The 25,252-nt window shown below is 66.0% G+C and carries 21 protein-coding genes; 17 read left to right on the top strand and 4 right to left on the bottom strand.

The genetic code is table 11. The annotated features are described in order from the left end of the window. Nucleotides 1-41: 41 nt before the first annotated feature. Genes E9536_RS09490 through map form a run of 3 tightly spaced genes read right to left on the bottom strand, consistent with a single transcriptional unit; the run spans nucleotide 42 to nucleotide 5,502 of the window. Nucleotides 42-2,039: a pseudouridine synthase gene (locus E9536_RS09490; RefSeq protein WP_136469775.1), complete on the bottom strand. Its 1,998-nt coding sequence runs from the start codon at nucleotides 2,037-2,039 to the stop codon at nucleotides 42-44. A gap of 16 nt (nucleotides 2,040-2,055) precedes the next feature. Next, a complete protein-coding gene (locus E9536_RS09495) occupies nucleotides 2,056-4,632 on the bottom strand; it encodes a [protein-PII] uridylyltransferase (RefSeq protein WP_027787088.1) in 2,577 nt (858 codons plus the stop codon). A 54-nt stretch (nucleotides 4,633-4,686) separates the two neighbouring features. After that, nucleotides 4,687-5,502, bottom strand: a complete 816-nt coding sequence (gene map / locus E9536_RS09500; protein ID WP_021159103.1) for a type I methionyl aminopeptidase — start codon at nucleotides 5,500-5,502, stop codon at nucleotides 4,687-4,689. Between the two features lie 377 nt (nucleotides 5,503-5,879). Between map and rpsB the strand changes: the two genes are divergently transcribed. The 16 genes from rpsB (at nucleotide 5,880) to E9536_RS09585 (ending at nucleotide 21,507) form a co-directional block, all read left to right on the top strand. Continuing rightward, complete coding sequence (gene rpsB / locus E9536_RS09510; RefSeq protein ID WP_006483818.1) at nucleotides 5,880-6,620, top strand: 30S ribosomal protein S2; 741 nt, start codon at nucleotides 5,880-5,882, stop codon at nucleotides 6,618-6,620. 162 nt (nucleotides 6,621-6,782) lie between these two features. Continuing rightward, nucleotides 6,783-7,664, top strand: a complete 882-nt coding sequence (tsf, locus tag E9536_RS09515) for a translation elongation factor Ts (RefSeq protein ID WP_021159104.1) — start codon at nucleotides 6,783-6,785, stop codon at nucleotides 7,662-7,664. A gap of 163 nt (nucleotides 7,665-7,827) precedes the next feature. After that, complete coding sequence (gene pyrH, locus E9536_RS09520; protein WP_011352459.1) at nucleotides 7,828-8,541, top strand: UMP kinase; 714 nt, start codon at nucleotides 7,828-7,830, stop codon at nucleotides 8,539-8,541. Between the two features lie 91 nt (nucleotides 8,542-8,632). Further along, on the top strand, nucleotides 8,633-9,193 hold the full coding sequence (frr, locus tag E9536_RS09525) for a ribosome recycling factor (protein ID WP_136469776.1): 561 nt from the start codon (nucleotides 8,633-8,635) through the stop codon (nucleotides 9,191-9,193). A 47-nt stretch (nucleotides 9,194-9,240) separates the two neighbouring features. Next, a complete protein-coding gene (gene uppS, locus E9536_RS09530; protein WP_006478494.1) occupies nucleotides 9,241-10,023 on the top strand; it encodes a polyprenyl diphosphate synthase in 783 nt (260 codons plus the stop codon). After that, nucleotides 10,017-10,838 (top strand): phosphatidate cytidylyltransferase, encoded by an 822-nt coding sequence (locus E9536_RS09535; RefSeq protein WP_027787090.1) that lies wholly within the window; start codon nucleotides 10,017-10,019, stop codon nucleotides 10,836-10,838. The genes uppS and E9536_RS09535 overlap by 7 nt, the downstream gene beginning before the upstream one ends. Before the next feature lie 15 nt (nucleotides 10,839-10,853). Then, on the top strand, nucleotides 10,854-12,050 hold the full coding sequence (locus E9536_RS09540; protein WP_027787091.1) for a 1-deoxy-D-xylulose-5-phosphate reductoisomerase: 1,197 nt from the start codon (nucleotides 10,854-10,856) through the stop codon (nucleotides 12,048-12,050). A gap of 11 nt (nucleotides 12,051-12,061) precedes the next feature. Then, on the top strand, nucleotides 12,062-13,447 hold the full coding sequence (gene rseP / locus E9536_RS09545) for an RIP metalloprotease RseP (protein WP_136469777.1): 1,386 nt from the start codon (nucleotides 12,062-12,064) through the stop codon (nucleotides 13,445-13,447). 61 nt (nucleotides 13,448-13,508) lie between these two features. Next, nucleotides 13,509-15,818, top strand: coding sequence for an outer membrane protein assembly factor BamA (gene bamA, locus E9536_RS09550; RefSeq protein ID WP_057056463.1), 2,310 nt, complete (start codon nucleotides 13,509-13,511; stop codon nucleotides 15,816-15,818). A gap of 64 nt (nucleotides 15,819-15,882) precedes the next feature. Then, on the top strand, nucleotides 15,883-16,380 hold the full coding sequence (locus E9536_RS09555) for an OmpH family outer membrane protein (protein ID WP_011549544.1): 498 nt from the start codon (nucleotides 15,883-15,885) through the stop codon (nucleotides 16,378-16,380). 16 nt (nucleotides 16,381-16,396) lie between these two features. Next, nucleotides 16,397-17,476: a UDP-3-O-(3-hydroxymyristoyl)glucosamine N-acyltransferase gene (gene lpxD, locus E9536_RS09560; protein WP_136469778.1), complete on the top strand. Its 1,080-nt coding sequence runs from the start codon at nucleotides 16,397-16,399 to the stop codon at nucleotides 17,474-17,476. Between the two features lie 129 nt (nucleotides 17,477-17,605). After that, the gene (gene fabZ / locus E9536_RS09565) at nucleotides 17,606-18,073 is read left to right on the top strand and encodes a 3-hydroxyacyl-ACP dehydratase FabZ (protein WP_021159112.1); all 468 of its coding nucleotides are present in this window, start codon (nucleotides 17,606-17,608) and stop codon (nucleotides 18,071-18,073) included. A 58-nt stretch (nucleotides 18,074-18,131) separates the two neighbouring features. Further along, nucleotides 18,132-18,920: an acyl-ACP--UDP-N-acetylglucosamine O-acyltransferase gene (lpxA, locus tag E9536_RS09570; RefSeq protein ID WP_021159113.1), complete on the top strand. Its 789-nt coding sequence runs from the start codon at nucleotides 18,132-18,134 to the stop codon at nucleotides 18,918-18,920. Between the two features lie 3 nt (nucleotides 18,921-18,923). Continuing rightward, entirely contained in the window at nucleotides 18,924-20,093 is a 1,170-nt protein-coding gene (lpxB, locus tag E9536_RS09575; RefSeq protein WP_027787095.1) for a lipid-A-disaccharide synthase, read from the top strand. Beyond that, entirely contained in the window at nucleotides 20,090-20,734 is a 645-nt protein-coding gene (gene rnhB, locus E9536_RS09580) for a ribonuclease HII (RefSeq protein WP_136469779.1), read from the top strand. The genes lpxB and rnhB overlap by 4 nt, the downstream gene beginning before the upstream one ends. Next, nucleotides 20,731-21,507 carry an RNA methyltransferase gene (locus E9536_RS09585; RefSeq protein WP_027787097.1) on the top strand — a complete coding sequence of 259 codons (777 nt, stop codon included), beginning with the start codon at nucleotides 20,731-20,733 and terminating at the stop codon, nucleotides 21,505-21,507. Before rnhB ends, E9536_RS09585 begins: the two co-directional genes overlap by 4 nt. Before the next feature lie 103 nt (nucleotides 21,508-21,610). Here E9536_RS09585 and E9536_RS09590 read toward each other — a convergent pair whose 3' ends face one another. Then, nucleotides 21,611-22,426, bottom strand: coding sequence for a pyruvate, water dikinase regulatory protein (locus E9536_RS09590; protein WP_021159117.1), 816 nt, complete (start codon nucleotides 22,424-22,426; stop codon nucleotides 21,611-21,613). Between the two features lie 375 nt (nucleotides 22,427-22,801). On the opposite strand from E9536_RS09590, the gene ppsA reads away from it, so the two are divergent. After that, nucleotides 22,802-25,201 carry a phosphoenolpyruvate synthase gene (gene ppsA, locus E9536_RS09600; protein ID WP_027787098.1) on the top strand — a complete coding sequence of 800 codons (2,400 nt, stop codon included), beginning with the start codon at nucleotides 22,802-22,804 and terminating at the stop codon, nucleotides 25,199-25,201. Nucleotides 25,202-25,252: the final 51 nt, after the last annotated feature.

Below are 25,252 nucleotides of genomic sequence, written 5' to 3' on the forward strand. Positions count from 1 at the left end.
GGGCTTTTTCATTGCATGGCGCACGTGTGGCGCGCCGGCGGTCAGAACGTCTCGTCGGCCGACAGATAGCGCCATTGCCCCTGCGGCAGTGCGCCGAGCATCACGCGGCCCATCCGGACGCGCTTCAGGCCGATCACGTCGAGACCCACCAGTTCGCACATGCGACGGATCTGGCGCTTCTTGCCTTCGCGCAGCACGAAGCGCAACTGCTCGCCGTTCTGCCAGCTCACCATCGCGGGCTTCAGCGCGACGCCGTCGAGCTCGAGGCCGTGGCGCAGCTTCGCGAGCGATTCCGCGGGGAAGTGCTGGTCGATGTCGATCAGCCGTTCGCCGAAGCGCACGCGCACCAGGTATTCCTTGTCGATATCCGACTGCTCGCCGATCAGCTGCTTCGCGATCACGCCGTTCTGCGTCAGCACGAGCAGGCCGGTCGAATCGATGTCCAGGCGGCCGGCCGGTGCGAGCGCGTGCAGGTGCTGCGGCGAGAAGCGTACCGGCGAATGGTCGCCGCTCCAGCGGTTCGCGCGCGTGATCAGCACGGCTGCCGGCTCGTAGCCGTCTTCCGCCTGGCCCGACACGTAACCGACGGGCTTGTGCAGCAGGATCGTCACTTGCGCGGCCTGCGCGGCGCTCGCGCGCTCGTCGATCTCGATCTTCTGGTCGGCGCGGACCTTGGTGCCGAGCGTGTCGATGCGTTCGCCGTCGACGAGCACCCAACCCTTTTCGATCCATTCGTCGGCTTCGCGGCGCGAGCACATGCCAAGCTCGGACATCCGCTTCGACAGGCGCATCAGGCCCGTTTCGTCGCCGTAGTCGACGTCGGCCGCCGCGCGCTTGACCGGCTGCGCGGTCTTGACCGCACCGAACGAGCGGCGCTCGCCGTCGCGCGCAGGGCGGGCCGGGCGGTCGCCGAAACTGCGCTTCGCGCCTTCGCCGGCCGTCTTGTCGCGATAGGACGGGCGCTTGCCGTCGTCGGCGCCTGCGCGGCGCGGACGGGCATCGTCATCGCGGCGCGGCGGACGATCGGACGACGGGCGGCGGTCGCCGAAGCTGCGCTTCGCGCCTTCGCCGGCCGTCTTGTCGCGATAGGACGGGCGCTTGCCGTCGTCGGCGCCAGCGCGGCGCGGACGGGCATCGTCATCGCGGCGCGGCGGACGATCGGACGATGTGCGGCGGTCGCCGAAGCTGCGCTTTGCACCTTCACCGGCTGCCTTGTCGCGATAGGACGAGCGTTTGTCGTCGTCGCCACCTGCACGGCGCGGACGTGCATCGTCATCGCGGCGGGGCGGACGATCGGACGACGGGCGGCGATCGCCGAAGCTGCGCTTTGCACCTTCACCAGCTGCCTTGTCGCGATAGGGGGTACGCGGGCCGCCTTCACCACCGGCGCGACGCGGACGTGCATCGTCATCACGGCGGGGCGGACGATCGGACGACGGGCGGCGGTCGCCGAAGCTGCGCTTTGCCCCTTCACCGGCTGCCTTGTCGCGATAGGACGGGCGCTTGCCGTCGTCGGCGCCTGCGCGACGCGGACGTGCATCGTCATCGCGGCGGGGCGGACGATCGGACGACGGGCGGCGGTCGCCGAAGCTGCGCTTTGCACCTTCACCGGCTGCCTTGTCGCGATAGGACGAGCGTTTGTCGTCGTCGCCACCTGCGCGACGCGGACGTGCGTCGTCATCACGGCGCGGCGGACGATCGGACGACGTGCGGCGATCGCCGAAGCTGCGCTTCGCCCCTTCGCCGGCCGCGTTGTCGCGATACGGCGCGCGCGTGCCGCGTTCGGCACCGCCGTCACGCGGCGCACGCTTGGCCGGTGCGCGATCCGCGCCCGGGCGCTCGGCGCCGGCCGCGCCGCGCGGCTTGAACGAGCGTTCGCCGGCGGCGGCCGGGGCGGCCTTCTTCGGGCGGGCCGGCTTGTCCCCTGCGGGCGGCGCAGCGGGACGCACCGCCTTGCGGGCGACGAGGCTGCCGGAGCGGACAGGGGCGCGGGTCGGCGACGCCGGCTTCGGATTCTTGACGGTTAGTTTGGTGCGCATAAACGCTGGAATTCATTCAGACTGCGATCGCACGCAGCAACTCGGTTTCAAGCTGGATCTGCAGGCGGTTGTCGGACAGGCCGGCACCCGCGAGCAGGAAGATGTCCTCGACGCGTTCGCCGAGCGTATTGATCCGCGCCGCGTGGACGCCGATCCGATGCTCGGCGAGTACGCGCGCGATCGAATAGAGAAGGCCCGGCCGGTCGTTGGCCGACACGGACAGGATGTAGTACTGGCCGCGCTCGTCGGCCCGCAGGTCGACGCGCGGCGTGATCGGAAACGTCCGGGACAGCCTCGACAGGCGGCCCTTGGACGGCTCCGGCAGCGGTGCGGTTTCGGTGAGCCGCGACGCGAGCTGTTGTTCGACGAGATTCGCGATGTCGCGGTAGCGCACGTCGCGTTCGGTCTGCGTGACGATGAAGTTGTCGAGCGCGTAGCCGTGCCGCGTCGTGCTGACGCGCGCGTCGAGCACCGACAGCCCGTTGCGGTCGAAATACGCGCAGATGCCCGCGAACAGGTCGGGGCGATCCTTCACGTACACGAGCACCTGCAGCGCGTCGCCGATCGGCGACGGCCGCGCGCGGACGATCGCGGTTTCGGCGTTCACGTGCCGGTACAGCACGCGTGTCTGCCACGCGATGTCGGCTGCGTCGTGACGCAGGAAGAAGCCGACGTCGAGCTGGTCCCACAGCGCGCGATGGGCGTCCTCGGGCACGGTCTCGAGGCGCAGCAGCGCGAGCGCCTGCTCCTGCCGCGACTTCAGCTCCGAATGCGCGTCGGGGTTGGCGCCGCCGAGCACTGCGAGCGTGATGCGGTACAGGTCCTCGAGCAGCTTGCCTTTCCACGTGTTCCACACCTTCGGGCTCGTGCCGCGGATATCGGCGACCGTCAGCAGGTACAGCGCGGTGAGGTAGCGTTCGTTGCCGACGACTTCGGCAAAGCGCTTGATGACTTCGGGGTCGCTCGTGTCCTGCTTCTGCGCGACCTGGCTCATCGTCAGGTGATGCTGGACGAGCCACACGATCAACGACGCGTCGTCGCCGGCGATGCCGTGCTCGCGGCAGAAGCGCCGCGCATCGGCCATCCCGAGCGTCGAGTGATCGCCGCCGCGGCCTTTCGCGATGTCGTGGAACAGCGCGGCGACATACAGCACCCACGGGCGCTCGAAGTTGCCGATCAACTGGCTGCAGAACGGATATTCGTGCGCGTGCTCGGCCACCGCGAAGCGGCGGATGTTGCGCAACACCATCAGGATGTGCTGGTCGACCGTGTACACGTGGTACAGGTCGTGCTGCATCTGGCCGACGATGCGGCGGAAGTTCAGCAGATAGCGGCCGAGCACGCTCGTCTGGTTCATCAGCCGGAACGCGTGCGTGATGCCTTCGGGCTGCTGCAGGATCCGCATGAACGTGTCGCGGTTCTGCGGATCGCGGCGCCACGCGTTGTTCATGATCTCGCGCGAGTTGTACAGCGCGCGCAGCGTGCGGGCGGACAGGCCCTTCACGCCGCGGGTCGTCTCGTACAGCAGGAACGCTTCGAGGATCGCGTCGGGATGGCGCTCGAACACGCCGTCGTCGACGATCTCGAGCATCCCCTGCTTCTCGACGAAGCGGTCGGGCGACAGCACGCGCGTGATGCCGCTCGTCGCGGGAAAGAGCTGCGCCTCGATGTTCTGGATCAGGATCGTCGCGAGCTGCGTGACGGCTTTCGCGGCCCAGTAATAGCGGCGCATCAGCTGCTCGCTCGCGCGCTTGGTCTGCGTCGGCTGGTAGCCGAAGCTCTCGGCCGCCTGCGTCTGCAGGTCGAACACGAGCATGTCCTGGCGGCGGCCGGCGATCACGTGCAGCCGCGCGCGCAGCGTCTTCAGGAAGCCTTCGTTGCGGCGCAGCTCGCGCGCTTCGCGATCGGTAATGAGGCCGCGCGTGTCGAGTTCGCGCCAGCTGCTGCCGAAGCCTGCCGCGCGCGCGATCCACAGGATCGTCTGCAGGTCGCGCAGCCCGCCGGGGCTTTCCTTCACGTTTGGCTCGAGGCTGTACGGCGTGTCCTGGAACTTCGCGTGGCGCTGGCGCATCTCGAGCACCTTCGCGGTGAAGAACGCGCGGGCGTCGAGCGCCTCGTGGTAGCGCACCGTGAAGCGCTCGAACAGCGCGGTGCTGCCGACGATGCGGCGCGCTTCCAGCAGGGACGTTTGCACCGTGACATCCTGCGACGCCTCTTCGATGCACTGCGCGACCGTGCGCACGCTGCTGCCGATCTCGAGGCCGAGATCCCACGCCATCCCGATGAAGCGTTCGATGCGCGCGTCGAGCGCGGGGTCGTGCGCATCGGGCAGCAGCACGAGGATGTCGACGTCGGAATAGGGTGCGAGCTCGCCGCGCCCGTAGCCGCCGACGGCGACGAGCGCGAGCGTCGCGGGCAGCCCGCAGTCGTCCCACACGCGCTTGAGCGCATCGTCGGTGAGTTTCGACAGCGCGTGCATCAGGGACGCGACGTTCGTCGCGCGGCGAAAGCGCTCGAGCATCTCCGTCTTGGCGGCCTTGAATTCGGCGCGCCGCGACAGCGCGTCGGGCGAGGGGGCGGCGTGAGCGCTCATGGGCGGCCGGTCAGGTGCAGGTGGTGCGGATAGGGCGGGCTGGCGCGAAGGCGCTCAGACCGCGGCGGCCGGTTGCGCGAACACGGGGCGTGCCGGCGTGCCGGCCGACACGGTCAGCACCTCGTAGCCGGTTTCGGTGACGAGCACCGTGTGCTCCCACTGCGCCGACAGGCTGCGGTCGCGCGTCTTGACCGTCCACTGGTCGGGCATCGTGCGGATGTCGCGCTTGCCGGCGTTGATCATCGGCTCGATCGTGAAGATCATCCCGGCCTTCAGTTCGATGCCGGTGCCCGGACGGCCGTAGTGGACGACCTGCGGATCCTCGTGGAACACCGTGCCGATGCCGTGGCCGCAGTATTCGCGCACGACGCTGTAGCCTTGCGCTTCCGCGTGTTTCTGGATCGCGTAGCCGATGTCGCCGAGGTGCGCGCCGGGCTTGACCTGGTCGATGCCGAGCCACATGCATTCGTAGGTGGTCTGCACGAGGCGCTTCGCGAGGATCGAACCCTCGCCGACGATGAACATCCGGCTGGTGTCGCCGAAGTAGCCGTTCTTGATCACGGTGATGTCGATGTTCAGCGCGTCGCCGTTCTTGATCACCTTCTCGCCGGGAATGCCGTGGCAGATCACGTCGTTGACCGAAATGCAGGTGGCCTTCGGGTACGGCGGATAGCCGGGCGGCTGGTAGTTCAGCGGTGCCGGGATCGTGCCCTGTTCGTTGAGCATGAACTCGTGGCAGAGGCGGTCGAGTTCGGCGGTCGTGATGCCCGCGACGACGTGCGGCGTGATGAAGTCGAGCACTTCGCTCGCGAGACGGCAGGCGACGCGCATCTCGGCGATATCGTGTTCGTTTTTGAGCGTAATAGCCATCGAGGTATGCCTGGAATGCGGTGAATTGACGGATTATCGCACCTTCTGGCAGGCGTCGCAGCCCCTGCCGGCGGTGCGGGTGCGGGTTTTCGCGGATTGTCCGGCCGGCTGCCGCGCGGCAAGCGAAAGTGGTGAGCGACTTGAGAGCGGACAAATCGGCGTGCTATACTCTTTGGCTAAGTCGACATCCAAATGCCGTAGTGCCCCATTCCGGGGCGGCATCGCGGTGAAAGGCTTACGGCACGGGCGTTTTGCACGTGCCGAATCGCAAGCCGGCGCAACCAGGGTGCCGACCGCGCGGAAATCGTGCCTTTCGGGGCAGGTTCGTGCGGCGGTACGGCGGCCGGCTTAAGACCCAACCCTCGTGGAGAATTTACATGGCAGTTACGATGCGCCAAATGCTGGAAGCGGGTGTCCACTTCGGTCACCAGACGCGCTTCTGGAACCCGAAGATGGCTCCGTTCATTTTCGGTCACCGCAACAAGATTCACATCATCAACCTCGAAAAGACGCTGCCGATGTTCACGGACGCACAGAAGTACGTGCGCCAGCTGGCAGCGAACCGCGGCACGATCCTGTTCGTCGGCACGAAGCGTCAATCGCGTGACACGATCGCCCAGGAAGCGCAGCGCGCGGGCATGCCGTACGTCAACGCACGCTGGCTCGGCGGCATGATGACCAACTTCAAGACGCTGAAGGTATCGATCAAGCGCCTGAAGGACATGGAAGCGGCAGTCGAGGCGGGCGAGCTCGAGAAGATGAGCAAGAAGGAAGCGCTGCTGTTCGAACGCGAAATCGCGAAGCTGCAGAAGTCGATCGGCGGCGTGAAGGACATGGGCGGCATTCCGGACGCAATCTTCGTCGTCGACGTCGGCTACCACAAGATTGCCGTCACGGAAGCGAACAAGCTGGGCGTGCCGGTCATCGCCGTGGTCGATACGAACCACTCGCCGGAAGGTGTGGATTACGTGATCCCGGGTAACGACGACTCGAGCAAGGCGGTCGCGCTGTACGCCGAAGGCGTGGCCGACGCGATCCTCGAAGGCCGTGCGAACGCGGTCAACGAAGTGGTCCAGGCCGCACGCGGCGACGACGAGTACGTCGAGGAAAACGCGTAACTGGCCCCGAGCCGGCGCAAAAAGGGGGCTCTCAACAGGCCCCCTTTTTTTAAGCTTGTGCGCCGGACCTGATCGCGCCGAATCGGCGCGGGTCCGGAAACGATTTTCGGCCGTTCGCGTCCAAGCGGGCGGCGTTGTGAATACAGACTCAAGGAGCGAATGATGGCGGCAATTACCGCAAGCATGGTGGCAGAACTGCGCGCGAAGACCGACGCACCGATGATGGAGTGCAAGAAGGCGCTGACGGAAGCCGACGGCGATCTGGCCAAGGCTGAAGAGCTGCTGCGCGTCAAGCTCGGCAACAAGGCGAGCAAGGCGGCATCGCGCGTGACGGCAGAAGGCGTCGTCGCATCGTTCGTCGGCGGCAACGCAGGCGCGCTGGTCGAGCTGAACTGCGAAACCGACTTCGTCGCGAAGAACGACGACTTCCTCGCATTCTCGAAGACGGTTGCAGAACTCGTCGCGACGCAGAACCCGGCCGACGTGGCAGCGCTGTCGGCACTGCCGCTCGAAGGCTCGACGGTCGACGCAGTGCGTCTGGCCCTGATCGGCAAGATCGGCGAGAACGTCTCGATCCGCCGTTTCGTCCGTTTCGAAACCGCGAACAAGATCGCAACGTACCTGCACGGCGCGCGTATCGGCGTGATCGTCGAGTACACGGGCGCGGAAGAGCAGGTCGGCAAGGACGTCGCGATGCACATCGCGGCAATGAAGCCGGTCGCGCTGTCGTCGGCTGACGTGCCGGCGGAACTGATCGAGACGGAACGCCGCGTGGCCGAGCAGAAGGCTGCGGAATCGGGCAAGCCGGCCGAGATCGTCGCGAAGATGGTCGACGGTAGCGTCCAGAAGTACCTGAAGGAAGTGTCGCTGCTGAACCAGACGTTCGTGAAGAACGACAAGCAGACGATCGAGCAGATGCTGAAGGCAGCGAATGCGGCAGTGCAGAAGTTCGCGCTGTTCGTTGTCGGCGAAGGCATCGAGAAGCGCCAGGACGACTTCGCTGCCGAAGTGGCCGCGCAAGTCGCAGCAGCAAAGCAGCAGTAAGCCGTAAGCAGTCAGGCAGTATCCGCGGCGGGCGTCCGCTCCGCCGCGGTCGGCGCCGCCGCCGGCCGGCCGGGAAACCCGGTTCGACCGTCGGCGCTTGCCCGAATCAGTATTTCGCCCCTACAGTTCGTGGTTGTCATCCTCTCGTCGCTCGGAAGCCCCTATGTCCAATGCCTATAAACGCGTCCTCCTCAAACTCTCCGGCGAAGCGCTGATGGGCGACGATGCCTTCGGCATCAATCGCGCGACGATCGAACGGATGGTGGCCGATATCGCCGAGGTCGTGCGTCTCGGTACGCAGCTCGCGGTCGTGATCGGTGGCGGTAATATTTTCCGCGGTGTCGCGGGTGGCGCGGCCGGCATGGATCGCGCGACGGCGGACTACATGGGGATGCTCGCGACGATGATGAACGCGCTGGCGCTGCAGGACGCGATGCGCCACGCCGGCATCGAGGCGCGCGTGCAGTCCGCGCTGCGCATGGACCAGGTTGTCGAGCCGTACATCCGGCCCCGCGCGATTCGCCAGCTCGAGGAAGGCCGCGTCGTGATCTTCGCGGCCGGTACGGGCAACCCGTTCTTCACGACGGACACGGCCGCCGCGCTGCGCGGTTCGGAAGTGGGCGCCGAGGTCGTGCTGAAGGCGACCAAGGTCGATGGCGTATATTCTGCCGATCCGAAGAAGGATCCGTCGGCCACGCGCTACACGACGATCACGTTCGACGAGGCGATCAGCCGCAACCTGCAGGTGATGGACGCGACGGCCTTCGCGCTGTGCCGCGACCAGAAGCTGCCGATTCGCGTGTTTTCGATCAACAAGCCGGGCGCGCTCAAGCGCATCGTGCTGGGCGAGGACGAAGGTACGCTCGTCCACGTGTAAACTCCCGCGGATGCGGGCCATCGGCTGCGGCGCGACGGACGCGCCGGGCAGGGCCCGCGTTCTTTGAAGGTTAGAAGGTTCGGAGGTTGAAATGAGTGTCGCTGATACCAAGAAGGGCGTCGAGCAAAAGATGCAGCGCTCGATCGAAGCGTTCAAGAACGATCTGGCAAAGATCCGTACGGGCCGTGCACACACCGGTCTGCTCGATCACGTGCAGGTCGACTACTACGGGTCGATGGTGCCGATCTCGCAGGTCGCTAACCTGACGCTCGTCGATGCGCGCACGATCGGCGTGCAGCCGTGGGAAAAGAACATGGTCGCCAAGGTCGAAAAGGCCATTCGCGAAGCCGACCTGGGCCTGAACCCGGCTACGACCGGTGACCTGATCCGCGTGCCGATGCCCGCGCTGACGGAAGAGCGCCGCCGCGAACTGACCAAGGTCGTCAAGGGCGAAGGCGAAACGGCCAAGGTCGCGATCCGCAACCTGCGCCGCGACGCGAACGAAGCACTCAAGAAGCTCGTGAAGGACAAGGAAATCTCGGAAGACGACGAGCGCCGTGCGAGCGACGACGTGCAGAAGCTGACCGACAAGCACGTTGCCGAAATCGACAAGCTCGTGCAGACCAAGGAAGCCGAGATCATGACGGTCTGACGACCGTCCTCGCGCGCCGCCTTCTTCCCGCAACTGTCTCAACGGCCATGACCTATACCAGCTCTACCGTTCGCGTGCCTGACGTCGGTGTCGTGCCGCGTCACATCGCGATCATCATGGACGGCAACGGCCGTTGGGCGACCGAACGCCGCTTGCCGCGCGTCGCGGGGCATACCCGCGGCGTCGATGCCGTGCGGGCGGTGGTCGAGGGCTGCGCGCGCGCCGGCGTCGAATACCTGACGCTGTTCGCGTTCAGTTCGGAAAACTGGCGCCGGCCGAACGACGAAGTGTCGTTCCTGATGCGGCTCTTCATCACCGCGCTCGAGCGCGAGGTCGGCAAGCTCCATGCGAACGGGATCCGCCTGCGTGTCGTCGGTGATCTCGACCGTTTCGAGCCGCGCATCCGCGAACTGATTCGCCGCGCCGAAACCAAGACGGCGCGCAACACCCGTCTTACGCTCACCATCGCGGCCAACTACGGCGGCCGGTGGGACATCCTGCAGGCGACGAAGAAACTCGTCGAGCAGGCCGTGCGCGAAGGGCGCGAGGTCGAAGTGACCGAGGACGCGTTCGCGCCGCACCTGGCGATGGCCTATGCGCCGGAGCCCGATCTCTTCATCCGTACCGGTGGCGAGCAGCGCGTCAGCAACTTCCTGCTGTGGCAGCTCGCGTACGCCGAATTCTATTTCACCGACAAATACTGGCCGGATTTCGACGGCGCGGCACTGGCCGACGCCATGGCGTCGTATACGGAGCGCGAACGTCGTTTCGGCCGCACGAGCGCACAGCTCGAACCGCAATCGCAGAACGCCGACTCCCTTTCATGCTGAAAACCCGTGTGATCACGGCGATCGTGATGCTGGCGGTACTGCTGCCGGTGACGCTGTTCGCGCCGCTCACCGCGTTCGGCGCGCTGATCGGCGTCGTGCTCGTGTTCGCCGCGTGGGAATGGGCGCGCCTGCTCAAGCTCGGCGGCGCCGGCCCGGTTGTCTATGCAGTCGTCGCGGCGCTTGCGCTCGCGGCGACGGTGCCGCTCGGCGTCGATGCGGCTTCGTCCCGTCCCCTTTTCATGGCAGCCGGCGTGTTCTGGCTGCTGGTCGGCCCGTTCGCGCTGCGGCGCAAGCCCGAACTCGCGGGCGGCGTCTGGCGGCCGTTCCTGCTGGCGGCCGGCCTCGTGGTCTTTGCGGCCTGCTGGCATGCGCTCGTCGCGGCGCGCGCGCTGGGCGTGCCGTTCGTGCTGTCGCTGCTTCTGGTCGTCTGGCTGGCCGATATCGGCGCATACTTCGCGGGCAAGGCCTTCGGAAAGCGTAAACTGGCCATCACGATCAGCCCCGGCAAGAGCTGGGAAGGCGCGATCGGGGGCTGGCTCGCCGTGATGGTCGTCGCCGGTGTCGCGATGGTCGTGCACGCGTTCGAGCCGACCCTGTTTTCCGCGTTCGCCGTGCGTTACGGAATGCCCGGCGCGTGGGCTGCACTGACGCTGCTGGTCGCGTACAGCGTGATCGGCGACCTGTTCGAGTCGCTGCTGAAGCGGCAGGCGGGCGTGAAGGATTCGAGCGGACTGCTGCCTGGCCATGGCGGCGTGCTCGACCGTGTCGACGCGCTGCTTCCGGTGCTGCCGCTCGCGATGCTGCTGCTTGGTTAAACCACTATTTCTGTTATGCAAAAACGTCTGACATTGCTCGGTTCCACGGGCTCGATCGGAGACAGCACGCTCGACGTGGTCGCGCGCCATCCCGAGCGCTTCTCGGTCTACGCGCTGACCGCACACCGCAACGGCGACAAGCTGGTCGAGCAATGCCTGCGCTTCGCGCCTGAAGTGGCGGTGGTCGGCGATGCCGCGACCGCCGCGCACGTCGAAGCGAAACTGCGTGCGGCGGGCAGCAAGACGACCGTGCTGCACGGGCCGCAGGCGCTCGTCGACGTGTCGAAGAGCGACGGCTGCGACACGGTGGTCGCGGCGATCGTCGGTGCGGCCGGCCTCGCGCCGAGCCTCGCGGCCGCGCGCGCCGGCAAGCGCATCCTGCTCGCGAACAAGGAATCGCTGGTGATGTCGGGCGCGATCTTTATGGACGCCGTGCGTGACCATGGCGCGATCCTGCTGCCGGTTGACAGCGAACACAACGCGATCTTCCAGTGCATGCCGCGCGACGAGAACGAGCACGGCGGGATCTCGAAGATCATCCTGACCGCGTCGGGCGGCCCGTTCCGCACGCGCGAACCGGCCACGCTCGTCGACGTGACGCCGGACGAGGCGTGCAAGCATCCGAACTGGGTGATGGGCCGCAAGATCTCGGTCGACTCCGCGACGATGATGAACAAGGGTCTCGAGGTGATCGAGGCGCACTGGATCTTCGGGCTGCCGGGCGACCGGATCGACGTGCTGATCCATCCGCAGAGCGTGATCCATTCGCTCGTGTCGTACCGCGACGGCTCGGTGCTCGCCCAGCTCGGCAACCCCGACATGCGCACGCCGATCGCGCACGCACTCGCGTTCCCCGAGCGCGTCGATGCGGGCGTCGATCAGCTCGACCTCGCGCAGATCGCCCAGCTGTCGTTCGAGAAGCCCGATTACGCGCGCTTCCCGTGCCTCGCGCTCGCGCTGAAGGCACTCGAGGAAGGCGGTATCGCGAGTGCCGCATTGAACGCGGCGAACGAAGTGGCGGTCGAAGCGTTTCTCGCGCGCCGCATCGGCTTCATGGCGATTGCGGCGACGGTCGACGCCGTGCTCAACACGCTGCCGAACCGCGCGCCCGACGGGCTCGACGACGTCCTGGCGGCGGATGCAGAGGCACGCCGCCTCGCCGCCGAGATCATTGCCAAAGCGCCTGCGCCACGCGTGGAGCGCACTGTCTGAATGGGGTGCTCATGAACGTGCTGGTCGAACTGATCGCGTTTGCGGTGGCGATCGGGGTGCTGGTCGTCGTGCATGAGTACGGACATTATCGCGTCGCGCGCTGGTGCGGCGTGAAGGTGCTGCGTTTCTCGATCGGCTTCGGCCAGCCCGTCGCGCGCTGGGTCAGCCGCCGGACGGGCACCGAGTGGACGCTGTCCGCGTTGCCGCTCGGCGGCTACGTGAAGATGCTCGACGAACGCGATCCCGGCCCCGGCATCCCGCCCGAGGAGCTCGGCCAGGCGTTCAACCGGCAATCGGTCTACAAGCGCATCGCGATCGTCGCGGCCGGGCCGATTGCCAACTTCCTGTTGGCAATTCTCCTGTTTTCCGTCGTATTTGCCACCGGTGTGACCGAGCCGGCCGCGATCGTCGCGCCGCCGGCCGCCGGTACGGCGGCGGCGCGCGCGGGCTTCGACGGTGGTGAGGCGATCGTGTCGATCCGCAACGCGCGCACGGGCGACGCGCAAGGCGGCGAGTCCGAGCCGGTAAGGTCGTGGTCGGACCTGCGCTGGAAGCTGCTCGCGGCCGCGTTCGATCACCGCGAGATCGTGCTCGGCGCGCGCGACGGCAACACGACGTTCGATTTCCGCGTCGACCTGCGCAACGTTCCCGAAAGTCAGCTCGACGACGATTTCATGGCCCATCTGGGCTTCGAGACCGGCGGCGGCACGCTGTCGGTCGCGTCGGTGCAGCCCGGCAGCGCGGCGGAGCAGGCGGGCCTGAAGTCCGGCGACAAGCTGGTCGCGCTCGACGGCAAGCCGATCGGCGGCGCGACGCGCTTCATCGATTTCGTGAAACACCATGCGGGCAAGCCGCTCGAGCTGCAGATCGAGCGCGACGGCGCCGCGCAGACGGTGTCGATCGTGCCGCAGATGCAGCGCGACGACGAATCGGGGCAGCAGGTCGGCCGTATCGGTGCGGCGCTGTCGATGCATGCGCCGTCCGTCGACGTGCGTTACGGGCCGATCGAGAGCCTGCGGCTCGGCGCGCACCGCACGTGGGACATTTCCGTGTATTCGCTGCGGATGTTCGGGCGCATGATCACGGGCAACGCGTCGCTGAAGAACCTGTCCGGCCCCGTGACGATTGCCGACTACGCGGGCAAGAGTGCGCGGCTCGGTCCGTCGGCGTTCCTGTCGTTCCTCGCCCTTGTCAGCATTAGCCTTGGCGTCCTGAACTTGTTGCCGATTCCCGTTTTGGACGGGGGGCATCTGTTATATTATGCGGTTGAAGCCGCGACCGGGAAAGCCGTCTCGGAGCGCTGGCAGCTGATTCTGCAAAGAGCCGGGTTGATCTGCATCGTCGCGTTGTCGGCGATCGCGCTGTTCAACGATCTGGCTCGGTTAATCCATTTCTGAAGCGTCAGGCGGCCGCCGCTGGGCAGTCGCCTGATTTGATGCAGCTAAATATTGGGGATGCATGTTGTTCAAACCTCATCGTTTTGTACCTAAGACAGTTGCAGCGGCCGCGCTCGCCGCGCACGGCCTCGCGGCGCATGCAGCGGCACCGTTCGTGGTGCAAGACATCAAGATCGAGGGGCTGCAGCGCGTCGAAGCGGGTTCGGTGTTCGCCTACCTGCCGATCAAGCAGGGCGATACCTTCACGGACGACAAGGCATCCGAAGCAATCCGCGCGTTGTACGCGACGGGCTTTTTCAACGACGTACGCATCGCCACGCAGGGCAACGTCGTGATCGTGCAGGTGCAGGAGCGTCCGGCCATCGCGTCGATCGACTTCACCGGCACGAAGGAATTCGACAAGGACAACCTGACGAAGGCGCTGCGCGCGGTCGGCCTTGCCGACGGCCGTTATTACGACAAGGCGCTCGTCGACAAGGCGGAGCAGGAGCTCAAGCGCCAGTACCTCACGCGCGGCTTTTACGCGGCCGAGGTCAAGACGACGGTCACGCCGGTCGACGCGAACCGTGTGTCGATCCTGTTCGCGGTGGCCGAAGGCCCGAGCGCGAAGATCCGCCAGATCAACTTCATCGGCAACAAGGCATTCAGCACCAGCACGCTGCGCGACGAGATGCAGCTGTCCACGCCGAACTGGTTCTCCTGGTACACGAAGAACGACCTGTACTCGAAGGAAAAGCTGACGGGCGACCTCGAAGCGGTGCGCTCGTACTACCTGAACCGCGGCTATCTCGAGTTCAACATCGATTCGACCCAGGTGTCGATCTCGCCCGACAAGAAGGACATGTACCTGACGGTCACGCTGCACGAAGGCGAGCCGTACACGGTGTCGGGCATCAAGCTGTCGGGCAACCTGCTCGATCGCGAGGCCGAACTCAGCAAGCTGATCAAGATCAAGCCGGGCGACCGCTTCTCGGCCGAAAAGCTGCAGCAGACCACCAAGTCGATCGTCGACAAGCTCGGTGAATACGGCTATGCATTCGCGACCGTCAACGCGCAGCCGGACATCGACCAGGCGAACCACAAGGTGAACCTGAACCTCGTCGTCGATCCGAGCCGCCGCGTGTACGTGCGCCGGATCAACGTCGTCGGCAACACGCGCACGCGCGACGAAGTCGTGCGCCGCGAAATGCGCCAGCTCGAAAGCTCGTGGTTCGATTCGAACCGCCTCGCGCTGTCGAAGGATCGCGTGAACCGTCTCGGCTACTTCACCAACGTCGACGTGACGACGGTGCCGGTCGACGGCACGAACGACCAGGTCGACGTGAACGTGAAGGTCGATGAAAAGCCGACCGGCGCGATCACGCTGGGCGCCGGCTTCTCGTCGACGGACAAGGTCGTGCTGTCGGCGGGCGTGTCGCAGGATAACGTGTTCGGCTCGGGTACCAGCCTGTCGGTGAACGTCAACACCGCGAAGAGCTACCGTACGCTGACCGTTACGCAGGTCGACCCGTATTTCACGGTCGACGGCATCAAGCGGATCACGGACGTCTACTACCGCACGTACCAGCCGCTCTACTATTCGACGAGCTCGAGCTTCCGGATCATCAGCGCGGGCGGCAACCTGAAGTTCGGCATTCCGTTCTCGGAAGTCGACACCGTCTACTTCGGCGCCGGCTTCGAGCAGAACCGTCTCGACGTCGATTCGAACACGCCGCAGAGCTACCAGGATTACGTGAACGAGTTCGGCCGCGTGTCGAACACGGTGCCGCTGACGGTCGCGTGGTCGCGCGACGCGCGTGACAGCGCGCTGATTCCGAGCCGCGGCTACTTCACGCAGGCGAACATGGAGTACGGCGTACCGGTCGGCAAGATCCAGTACTACAAGGCCGACCTGCAGGCCCAGTACTACTATTCGTTCTCGCGCGGCTTCATCCTGGGCCTGAACCTGCAAGGCGGCTACGGTAACGGTATCGGCAACCCGTACCCGATCTTCAAGAACTACTACGCGGGCGGTATCGGCTCCGTGCGTGGCTACGAGCCGAGCTCGCTGGGCCCGCGCGACACGAAGACGAACGACCCGATTGGCGGTTCGAAGATGCTCGTCGGCAACATCGAGCTGACGTTCCCGCTGCCGGGCACGGGCTACGACCGCACGCTGCGCGTGTTCACGTTCCTCGACGGCGGTAACGTGTGGGGCAACGCGCCGGGCGGCACGAGTACGGGCGCCAACGGCCTGCGTTACGGCTACGGCGTGGGTCTCGCGTGGATCTCGCCGATCGGCCCGCTGAAGCTGAGCCTCGGCTTCCCGCTGCAGAAGCACGAAGGCGACCAGTACCAGAAATTCCAGTTCCAGATCGGGACGGCGTTCTGACCGAACGCATGACAACAGCAACGAGAGGGTAATTTTGCTAACCGGTAAGTTTTCGAAACGAGTGATGTGCGCGCTGACCGTTGCGCTGGCCTTGGGCGCTGCGACGGTACACGCACAGGACGTCGCCCGCATCGCGGCGGTCAATTCGGATCGGATCCTGCGCGAGTCGGCGCCCGCGAAGGCGGCGCAGACGAAGCTCGAAGCCGAGTTCGCGAAGCGTGACAAGGATCTGCAGGATCTGGCGGCACGCCTGAAGTCGATGTCCGATTCGCTGGACAAGAACGGCGCGTCGCTGTCGGCGGCCGACCGCGCGCAGAAGCAGCGCGATCTCGCCCAGCTCGATACCGACTTCCAGCGCAAGCAGCGCGAGTTCCGCGAAGACCTGAACCAGCGCCGCAACGAGGAGCTGGCGGCCGTGCTTGAGAAGGCGAACAAGGTCATCAAGCAGATCGCCGAGCAGCAGAATTACGACCTGATCGTGCAGGAAGCCGTGTACGTCAGCCCGCGCATCGACATCACCGACAAGGTGCTCAAGGCGCTCGCGTCCGGCTCGACGAACTGAACGGAGCAGACGACGAATGGCATTGACGCTTGAGGAACTCGTAAAGCGGTTCGGCGGCGAGATCGCCGGCGACGCACAGTGCAAGGTGAGCGGGCTCGCACCGCTCGACCAGGCAGGCCCGCAGCAACTCGCGTTCCTCGCGAATCCGAAGTACCTGTCGCAGGTCGAGTCGACCCGCGCCGGCGCGGTGCTGATCGCGCCGAAGGATCTGGAAAAGCTGGGCGCGGCCGCGACGGGTCGCAATTTCATTGTCACGCCGAATCCGTACGCGTACTTCGCGCGCGTCGCGCAGATGTTCATCGATCTGGCTACGCCGCAGCGTACCGCCGGCGTGCATCCGAGCGCGACGATCGATCCGGCCGCGCAGGTCGCCGCGAGCGCGGTGATCGGCCCGCACGTGACGGTCGAGGCCGGCGCGGTGATCGAGGACGGCGTGCAGCTCGACGCGAACGTCTTCATCGGCCGCGGCACGACGATCGGCGCGGGCTCGCACATCTATCCGAACGCGTCGGTGTACCACGGCTGCAAGGTCGGCCCGCGCGCGATCATCCATGCGGGCGCCGTGATCGGCTCCGACGGTTTCGGCTTCGCGCCGGATTTCGTCGGCGACGGCGACGCGCGCACCGGCAGCTGGGTCAAGATCCCGCAGGTCGGCGGCGTATCGATCGGCCCGGACGTCGAGATCGGCGCGAACACGACGATCGACCGCGGCGCGATGGCGGATACCGTCATCGAAGAATGCGTGAAGATCGACAATCAGGTGCAGATCGCCCACAACTGCCGGATCGGCGCCTACACGGTGATCGCCGGCAAGGCGGGCATCGCGGGCAGCACGACGATCGGCCGCCACTGCATGATCGGCGGCGCGGCCGGGATCGCCGGCCACGTGACGCTCGGCGACTATGTCATCATCACCGCGAATTCGGGCGTATCGAAGTCGCTGCCGAAGGCCGGCATCTATACCAGCGCGTTCCCGGCCGTCGACCACGGCGAATGGAACAAGAGCGCCGCGCTCGTGCGCAACCTCGACAAGCTGCGCGAGCGCATCAAGGCGCTCGAGGCCGCGCTCGCCGCCCAGGGCGGCACGGGCGCCTGAGCGCATCATGCGAGACCTCGAACCGGGCACGGCCAGCGCAACCGGCCCGGTTTGCCAGACTGGGCCGCACGGCGGCCCGCTTCAGCCTTTGCATCACCACCGCGCAGCCTCTGCGTGAGACGAACCATCATGAGCACTGAAAAAATCAATCTCGACATCCACAAGATCCTCACGCTGCTGCCGCATCGCTACCCGATTCTGCTCGTCGATCGCGTGCTCGAACTCGAACCGCACAAGGGAATCAAAGCGCTGAAGAACGTGTCGATCAACGAGCCGTTCTTCCAGGGGCATTTCCCGAAGCGGCCGGTGATGCCGGGCGTGCTGATCCTCGAGGCGCTCGCGCAGGCCGCGGCGCTGCTGACCTTCTCGGAAGAGCAGCCGAAGGATCCGGAGAACACGCTGTACTACTTCGTCGGGATCGACGGCGCGCGCTTCAAGCGTCCGGTCGAACCGGGCGACCAACTGATTCTGAACGTGACGTTCGAACGCTACATCCGCGGCATCTGGAAGTTCAAGGCGGTGGCGGAAGTGGACGGCAAGGTGGCGGCGGAAGCCGAACTGATGTGCACGGTCAAGACGACCGACGTGGCGCCCTGAGCGACGCGGCACGCACAGGCAACGCAACGCGACACATCACATCGAGAGGCAACGGCGCATGACCAGGATTCATCCCACCGCGATTGTCGAACCGGGCGCGCAGATCGACGAATCGGTAGAGATCGGCCCGTACGCGATCGTCGGCCCGCACGTCACGATCGGCGCGCGCACGACGATCGGCTCGCACAGCGTGATCGAAGGCCATACGACGCTCGGCGAGGACAACCGCATCGGCCATTACGCGTCGGTCGGCGGCCGTCCGCAGGACATGAAGTACAAGGACGAGCCGACGAAGCTCGTGATCGGCAGCCGCAACACGATCCGCGAATTCACGACGATCCACACGGGCACCGTGCAGGACGGCGGCGTGACGACGCTCGGCGACGACAACTGGATCATGGCCTATGTGCACATCGGTCACGACTGCACTGTCGGCAGCCACGTGATCCTGTCGAGCAACGCGCAGATGGCCGGCCACGTCGAGATCGGCGACTGGGCGATCGTCGGCGGGATGTCGGGCGTCCACCAGTTCGTGCGCATCGGCGCGCACTCGATGCTCGGGGGCGCTTCGGCGCTCGTGCAGGACATTCCGCCGTTCGTGATCGCGGCGGGCAACAAGGCAGAGCCGCACGGCATCAACGTCGAAGGGCTGCGTCGGCGCGGCTTCTCGCCCGATGCGATCTCGGCGCTGCGCAGCGCTTACCGCCTGCTGTACAAGAACGGCCTGTCGTTCGAGGAAGCGAAGGTGCAGCTGCGCGAGCTCGCGGAAGCGGGCGGCGACGGCGACGCGGCGGTCAAGGCGTTCGTCGAGTTCATCGACGCGTCGCAACGCGGCATCATCCGCTAAGCGATGCCGCTTCCGACCACTCAGCTCCGGCTCGCGATGGCGGCCGGCGAACCGTCGGGCGACCTGCTCGGGGCGTCGCTGCTCGGCGGGCTGCGCGAGCGGCTGCCCGAATCGGCCCAGTATTACGGGATCGGCGGGCAGCGGATGATCGCGCAGGGCTTCGACTCGCACTGGCAGATGGACAAGCTGACCGTGCGCGGCTACGTCGAGGCGCTCGGCCAGATTCCCGAGATCCTGCGGATTCGTGGTGAGCTGAAGCGCCAGTTGCTTGCCGAGCGACCGGACGCGTTCATCGGCATCGACGCACCCGACTTCAACTTCAGCGTGGAACAGGCCGCGCGCGACGCGGGTATCCCGTCGATCCACTTCGTGTGCCCGTCGATCTGGGCATGGCGCGGCGGCCGCATCAAGAAGATCGCGAAGTCCGTCGACCACATGCTGTGCCTGTTCCCGTTCGAACCGGCGATTCTCGACAAGGCAGGTGTTGCCTCGACCTACGTCGGCCATCCGCTGGCCGACGAGATTCCGCTCGAGCCTGACATGCACGGCGCGCGCATCGCGCTCGGATTGCCGGCCGACGGCCCGGTGATCGCGGTGCTGCCGGGCAGCCGGCGTTCGGAAATCGCGCTGATCGGCCCGACGTTCTTTGCGGCGATGGCGCTGATGCAGCAGCGCGAGCCTGGCGTGCGGTTCGTGATGCCGGCGGCGACGCCCGCGTTGCGCGCGCTGCTGCAGCCGCTCGTCGACGCGCATCCGCAGCTTGCGCTGACGCTCACCGACGGCCGCTCGCAGGTCGCGATGACGGCGGCTGACGCGATCCTCGTGAAGAGCGGCACGGTCACGCTGGAAGCCGCGCTGCTGAAGAAGCCGATGGTGATCTCCTACAAGGTGCCCTGGCTGACCGGGCAGATCATGCGCCGGCAGGGGTACCTGCCGTACGTCGGCTTGCCGAACATCCTGGCGGGGCGTTTCGTCGTGCCCGAGCTGCTGCAGCACTTCGCGACGCCCGAGGCGCTCGCCGATGCGACGCTCACGCAGCTGCGCGACGACGCGAACCGCCGCACACTGACCGAAGTCTTCACCGAAATGCATCTTTCGCTGCGGCAGAACACGGCCGCGAAGGCGGCCGAAGCGGTCGTGCGCGTGCTCGAACAACGCAAGGGGCGCGCATGACCGCAGTACGTGCACCACGCCGCCGCGCGTCGAGCGACGTGCAGGACGGTTTCGATTTCAGCCGGCCCGACGAGATCGTCTGCGGCGTCGACGAAGCCGGTCGTGGCCCGCTCGCGGGGCCGGTGGTGGCCGCCGCCGTGATCCTCGCTCCGGCGCAGCCGATCGACGGGCTCGACGATTCGAAGGCGCTGTCCGCGAAGAAGCGCGACGCGCTGTACGACCTGATCGTCGCACGTTCGCGCGCGTATTGCGTCGCGTCGGCGAGCGTCGACGAAATCGACACGCTGAATATCCTGCACGCGACGATGCTCGCGATGAAGCGGGCGGTCGAGGGCCTGTCGGTGCTGCCGACGCTCGCGCAGATCGATGGCAACCGCTGCCCGACGCTGACGGTGCGTGCCGAGGCGATCGTCAGCGGCGATGCGCTCGTGCCGAGCATCTCGGCCGCGTCGATTCTCGCGAAGGTCACGCGCGATCGCATGCTCGTCGACCTGCACGAACGTTTTCCGGTGTACGGCTTCAACGTACATGCGGGCTACGGCACCGCGAAACACCTTGCCGCGCTACGCGAGCACGGGCCATGCGAAGCGCACCGGCGCTCGTTCGCGCCGGTTCGCGCGGCACTCGACCTGATTCGATGAAAAGCATCACTTCCCGCGACAACCCGCTGTACAAGCGCCTGAAGGCGCTCGCGGGTTCGACGCCCCATCAGCGCCGCAGCGGCCAGGCGCTGCTCGAAGGATTCCATCTCGCGAGCGCGTACCTCGATACGGGCGCGACGCCCGAGCTGTGCGTGGCGACCGAAGGCGCACTCGGCCACGCGGAGGCGCAGGCGATCGTCGCGCGCATCGATGCGCAACGGATCGTCACATTGCCCGACGCGCTGTTCGGGCAGTTGTCGAACGTCGTCAACGGCGTCGGCTTCCTGCTGCTCGTCGACCGGCCGGCGCAACCGCTGCCCACTCGCGTCACGCATACGTCGGTCGTGCTCGACGGCGTGCAGGACGCCGGCAACGTCGGCTCGATCCTGCGCAGCGCGGCGGCCGCAGGCGTGCGCCACGTGTTCTGTGCGCCGGGGACCGCGTACGCATGGTCGTCGAAGGTGCTGCGTTCGGGCATGGGCGCGCATTTCCTGCTGTCGATCCACGAGGACGTCGAAGCCGGTGAACTCGCCGAACGCCTCGATGTACCGGTTGCGCTGACCGACTCGCACGGCGCGCAGGCAATTTACGATTGCGATCTGTCGGGCCCCGTGGCGTGGGTGTTCGGCAACGAGGGCGCAGGCGTCTGCGCGTACTGGCGCGAGGTCGCCACGCATCGCGTGACGATTCCGCAGCCGGGCGGGATGGAGTCGCTGAACGTCGCAGCCGCGGCGGCGGTGTGCCTGTTCGAGCAGGTGCGCCAGCAGCGGTGAGCGTGACGCCACGCTCGCGCGTTCCCCGCACCACGAAAAAAGGCCGCGTTCGACGCGGCCTTTTTGTTTCCGACGGCGGCCGGGCGGCCCCCGGCGCTCGACCTTAGTACGACTGCCGGTCGAGGCGGACTTCCTGCAGGATCGTCGTCGCGATTTCCTCGATCGACTTGTGCGTCGACGACAGCCACTTGATCCCCTCGCGGCGCATCATCGCTTCCGCCTCGTTGATTTCGTAGCGGCAGTTCTCGGGCGCCGCGTACTTGCTGCCCGGGCGCCGCTCGTTCCGGATCTCCGACAGGCGCTGCGGGTCGATCGACAGCCCGAACAGCTTCTCGCGGTGCGAGGCGAGCGCCGACGGCAGCTTGCCGCGTTCGAAGTCTTCCGGAATCAGCGGATAGTTCGCTGCCTTCACGCCGTACTGCATCGCGAGATACAGGCTCGTCGGCGTCTTGCCGCTGCGCGACACGCCGACGAGGATCACGTCGGCCTCCGACAGGTTGCGGTTCGACTGGCCGTCGTCGTGCGCGAGCGAGAAGTTGATCGCCTCGATCCGGGTCTTGTATTCCTCGGTGTCCGCGTTCTGGTGGCCGCGGCCCATCGCGTGGCTCGACTTGAGCTCCAGTTCCTGTTCGAGCGGTTCGACGAAGCGCTGGAACATGTCGAGCACGAGTGCGTTCGAGCGTTTGACGATGTCGTTCGACTCGCTGTCGACGAGCGTCGTGAACACGATCGCGCGGCGGCCGTCGTGCACGGCGGCCTCGTTGATCTTCTCGACGGTCGCATAGGCCTTGTCGAGCGAGTCGACGAACGGCACGCGCACGAGACGGAATTTCTGGTCGAACTGGGAGAGGATCGAGTGCGCGAAGGTTTCGGCAGTGATCCCGGTGCCGTCGGAGACGATGAATACGGTAGGCAGCATGAATCTGGACGTCGAGCGTGAAGGGCGGTTGCGCGGGCGGCTGGAGGGTCGCCTCCAGACGCAGTGACAAGGTCGCGCCACATCCGGCAGCCGGCACGGTAGAATAGCGGCAACCTGTTGGATAAGCAATTGCGGGGGCAGGGCGCGAACGGCGCCCCAGGCTTTGCCGCTCGATTTCATAATTCCCGGCAAGTTTGGCGATTTGTCTGCAAATATCGCCCTTCTGCCGGGATTTTTGCAAATCGGGTCAGAAGATTTTCGCCGCTGCGAGTGTTTCTCCAACAGGTTGCGCAAGACGCGCCGCGCCTTTTTGCAAGCGCCCGCGTCCGAGCCCACTTGCGCAATCGAGCATTTTTTTCACACTTAGGGGCTTGTATGACTAACGCAGCAAACGTCGCAAAGGACCAGGCGTATGTAATTCCGTTCGAGCAGTTGCGGATGACCGATGTGGAAATCGTCGGCGGCAAGAATGCGTCGCTTGGCGAAATGATCAGCCAGCTTTCCGAAGCAGGCGTTCGCGTACCCACCGGTTTCGCCACGACCGCGCTCGCGTTCCGCGATTTCCTCAAGCACAACGACCTTACCGACCGCATCGCCAAGCGTCTCGAGTCGCTCGACATCGACGACGTGAAGGCGCTCGCCGAAGCTGGTGCGGAAATCCGCAAGTGGATCGTCGATGCGCCGATGCAGGCACGTCTCGAGCAGGAAATCCGCGAGCAGTTCGACATCCTGAAGAACAGTTCGCCGGGCGAGCTGTCGTTCGCCGTGCGCTCGTCCGCTACCGCGGAAGACCTGCCCGACGCATCGTTCGCCGGTCAGCAGGAGTCTTACCTGAACGTCGTCGGCATCGAAGACGTGCTCGACCGCATGAAGCACGTGTTCGCGTCGCTGTACAACGACCGCGCGATCTCGTACCGCGTGCACAAGGGCTTCACGCACGCGGAAGTCGCGCTGTCGGCCGGTGTGCAGCGCATGGTTCGCTCGGACGTCGGCGCGGCCGGCGTGATGTTCACGATCGACACCGAATCGGGCTTCAAGGACGCCGTGTTCATCACGTCGAGCTACGGCCTGGGCGAAACCGTCGTGCAGGGCGCGGTGAACCCGGACGAGTTCTACGTGTTCAAGACGACGCTCGCACAGGACAAGTACCCGATCATCCGCCGCTCGATCGGCTCGAAGCTGATCAAGATGGAATTCACGCAGCCGGGCGAGCCGGGCCGCGTGAAGACGGTCGACGTGCCGCACGAACAGCGCAACCGCTACTCGATCACCGACGAAGACGTGATCGAGCTGGCGAAGTACGCGGTCATCATCGAGAAGCACTATCAGCGTCCGATGGACATCGAGTGGGGCAAGGACGGCCGCGACGGCAAGATCTTCATCCTGCAGGCACGCCCGGAAACCGTGAAGAGCCAGGCAACCGGCAAGGCCGAGCAGCGCTTCAAGCTGAAGGGCCAGTCGCAGGTGCTCGCGACGGGGCGTGCGATCGGCCAGAAGATCGGCGCGGGCCCCGTGCGCGTGATCCAGGATCCGTCGGAAATGGAACGCGTGCAGCCGGGCGACGTGCTGGTGGCCGACATGACCGACCCGAACTGGGAGCCGGTGATGAAGCGTGCGGCCGCGATCGTCACGAACCGTGGCGGCCGGACCTGCCACGCGGCGATCATCGCGCGTGAGCTCGGCGTGCCGGCAGTCGTCGGCTGCGGCGATGCGACCGACGTCCTGAAGGACGGCGCGCTCGTCACCGTGTCGTGCGCGGAGGGCGACGAAGGCAAGATCTACGACGGCCTGCTCGAGACGGAAGTCACGGAAGTGCAGCGCGGCGAACTGCCGGAAATCCCGGTCAAGATCATGATGAACGTCGGCAACCCGCAGCTCGCGTTCGACTTCTCGCAACTGCCGAACGGCGGCGTGGGTCTCGCGCGTCTCGAGTTCATCATCAACAACAACATCGGCGTTCACCCGAAGGCGATTCTCGAGTACCCGAACATCGACCAGGACCTGAAGAAGGCCGTCGAGAGCGTCGCGCGCGGTCACGCATCGCCGCGTCAGTTCTACGTCGACAAGCTGACGGAAGGTGTCGCGACGATCGCTGCGGCGTTCTATCCGAAGCCCGTGATCGTGCGTCTGTCCGACTTCAAGTCGAACGAGTACAAGAAGCTGATCGGCGGTTCGCGTTACGAGCCGGACGAGGAAAACCCGATGCTGGGCTTCCGCGGCGCATCGCGCTACATCGCTGAAGACTTCGCGCAGGCGTTCGAGATGGAATGCCGTGCACTGAAGCGCGTGCGCGACGAGATGGGCCTGACCAACGTCGAGATCATGGTGCCGTTCGTGCGTACCGTGAAGCAGGCGGAGCGTGTCGTCGGCCTGCTCGAGAAGTTCGGCCTGAAGCGCGGCGAAAACGGCCTGCGCCTTGTGATGATGTGCGAAGTCCCGACCAACGCGATCCTCGCCGAAGAGTTCCTGGAGCACTTCGACGGTTTCTCGATCGGCTCGAACGACCTCACGCAGCTCACGCTCGGCCTTGACCGCGATTCGGGCATGGAACTGCTGGCTGTCGACTTCGACGAACGTGACCCGGCCGTCAAGTTCCTGCTGAAGCGCGCGATCGATACCTGCCGCAAGATGGGCAAGTACGTTGGTATCTGCGGCCAGGGCCCGTCCGATCATCCGGACTTCGCGCAATGGCTGACCGACGAAGGCATCGTGTCGATCTCGCTGAACCCCGACACGATCATCGATACGTGGCAGGCGCTTGCCAACCGGAAGTAACGGTCGGCGATGCCGCTTCGGTGAAAGCGCGGTACCGCCGCGCTTTCGTTG

It is taken from the genome of Burkholderia sp. LS-044, assembly GCF_004803625.1.
In the GTDB taxonomy this organism is placed as follows: domain Bacteria; phylum Pseudomonadota; class Gammaproteobacteria; order Burkholderiales; family Burkholderiaceae; genus Burkholderia; species Burkholderia cepacia.

Excerpts from the sequence above, each read along its gene's own strand:
- E9536_RS09490 (WP_136469775.1), bottom strand. The coding sequence starts at position 2,039 with ATGCGCACCAAACTAACCGTCAAGAATCCGAAGCCGGCGTCGCCGACC.
- E9536_RS09495 (WP_027787088.1), bottom strand. The coding sequence starts at position 4,632 with ATGAGCGCTCACGCCGCCCCCTCGCCCGACGCGCTGTCGCGGCGCGCC.
- map (WP_021159103.1), bottom strand. The coding sequence starts at position 5,502 with ATGGCTATTACGCTCAAAAACGAACACGATATCGCCGAGATGCGCGTC.
- rpsB (WP_006483818.1), top strand. The coding sequence starts at position 5,880 with ATGGCAGTTACGATGCGCCAAATGCTGGAAGCGGGTGTCCACTTCGGT.
- tsf (WP_021159104.1), top strand. The coding sequence starts at position 6,783 with ATGGCGGCAATTACCGCAAGCATGGTGGCAGAACTGCGCGCGAAGACC.
- pyrH (WP_011352459.1), top strand. The coding sequence starts at position 7,828 with ATGTCCAATGCCTATAAACGCGTCCTCCTCAAACTCTCCGGCGAAGCG.
- frr (WP_136469776.1), top strand. The coding sequence starts at position 8,633 with ATGAGTGTCGCTGATACCAAGAAGGGCGTCGAGCAAAAGATGCAGCGC.
- uppS (WP_006478494.1), top strand. The coding sequence starts at position 9,241 with ATGACCTATACCAGCTCTACCGTTCGCGTGCCTGACGTCGGTGTCGTG.
- E9536_RS09535 (WP_027787090.1), top strand. The coding sequence starts at position 10,017 with ATGCTGAAAACCCGTGTGATCACGGCGATCGTGATGCTGGCGGTACTG.
- E9536_RS09540 (WP_027787091.1), top strand. The coding sequence starts at position 10,854 with ATGCAAAAACGTCTGACATTGCTCGGTTCCACGGGCTCGATCGGAGAC.
- rseP (WP_136469777.1), top strand. The coding sequence starts at position 12,062 with ATGAACGTGCTGGTCGAACTGATCGCGTTTGCGGTGGCGATCGGGGTG.
- bamA (WP_057056463.1), top strand. The coding sequence starts at position 13,509 with ATGTTGTTCAAACCTCATCGTTTTGTACCTAAGACAGTTGCAGCGGCC.
- E9536_RS09555 (WP_011549544.1), top strand. The coding sequence starts at position 15,883 with ATGTGCGCGCTGACCGTTGCGCTGGCCTTGGGCGCTGCGACGGTACAC.
- lpxD (WP_136469778.1), top strand. The coding sequence starts at position 16,397 with ATGGCATTGACGCTTGAGGAACTCGTAAAGCGGTTCGGCGGCGAGATC.
- fabZ (WP_021159112.1), top strand. The coding sequence starts at position 17,606 with ATGAGCACTGAAAAAATCAATCTCGACATCCACAAGATCCTCACGCTG.
- lpxA (WP_021159113.1), top strand. The coding sequence starts at position 18,132 with ATGACCAGGATTCATCCCACCGCGATTGTCGAACCGGGCGCGCAGATC.
- lpxB (WP_027787095.1), top strand. The coding sequence starts at position 18,924 with ATGCCGCTTCCGACCACTCAGCTCCGGCTCGCGATGGCGGCCGGCGAA.
- rnhB (WP_136469779.1), top strand. The coding sequence starts at position 20,090 with ATGACCGCAGTACGTGCACCACGCCGCCGCGCGTCGAGCGACGTGCAG.
- E9536_RS09585 (WP_027787097.1), top strand. The coding sequence starts at position 20,731 with ATGAAAAGCATCACTTCCCGCGACAACCCGCTGTACAAGCGCCTGAAG.
- E9536_RS09590 (WP_021159117.1), bottom strand. The coding sequence starts at position 22,426 with ATGCTGCCTACCGTATTCATCGTCTCCGACGGCACCGGGATCACTGCC.
- ppsA (WP_027787098.1), top strand. The coding sequence starts at position 22,802 with ATGACTAACGCAGCAAACGTCGCAAAGGACCAGGCGTATGTAATTCCG.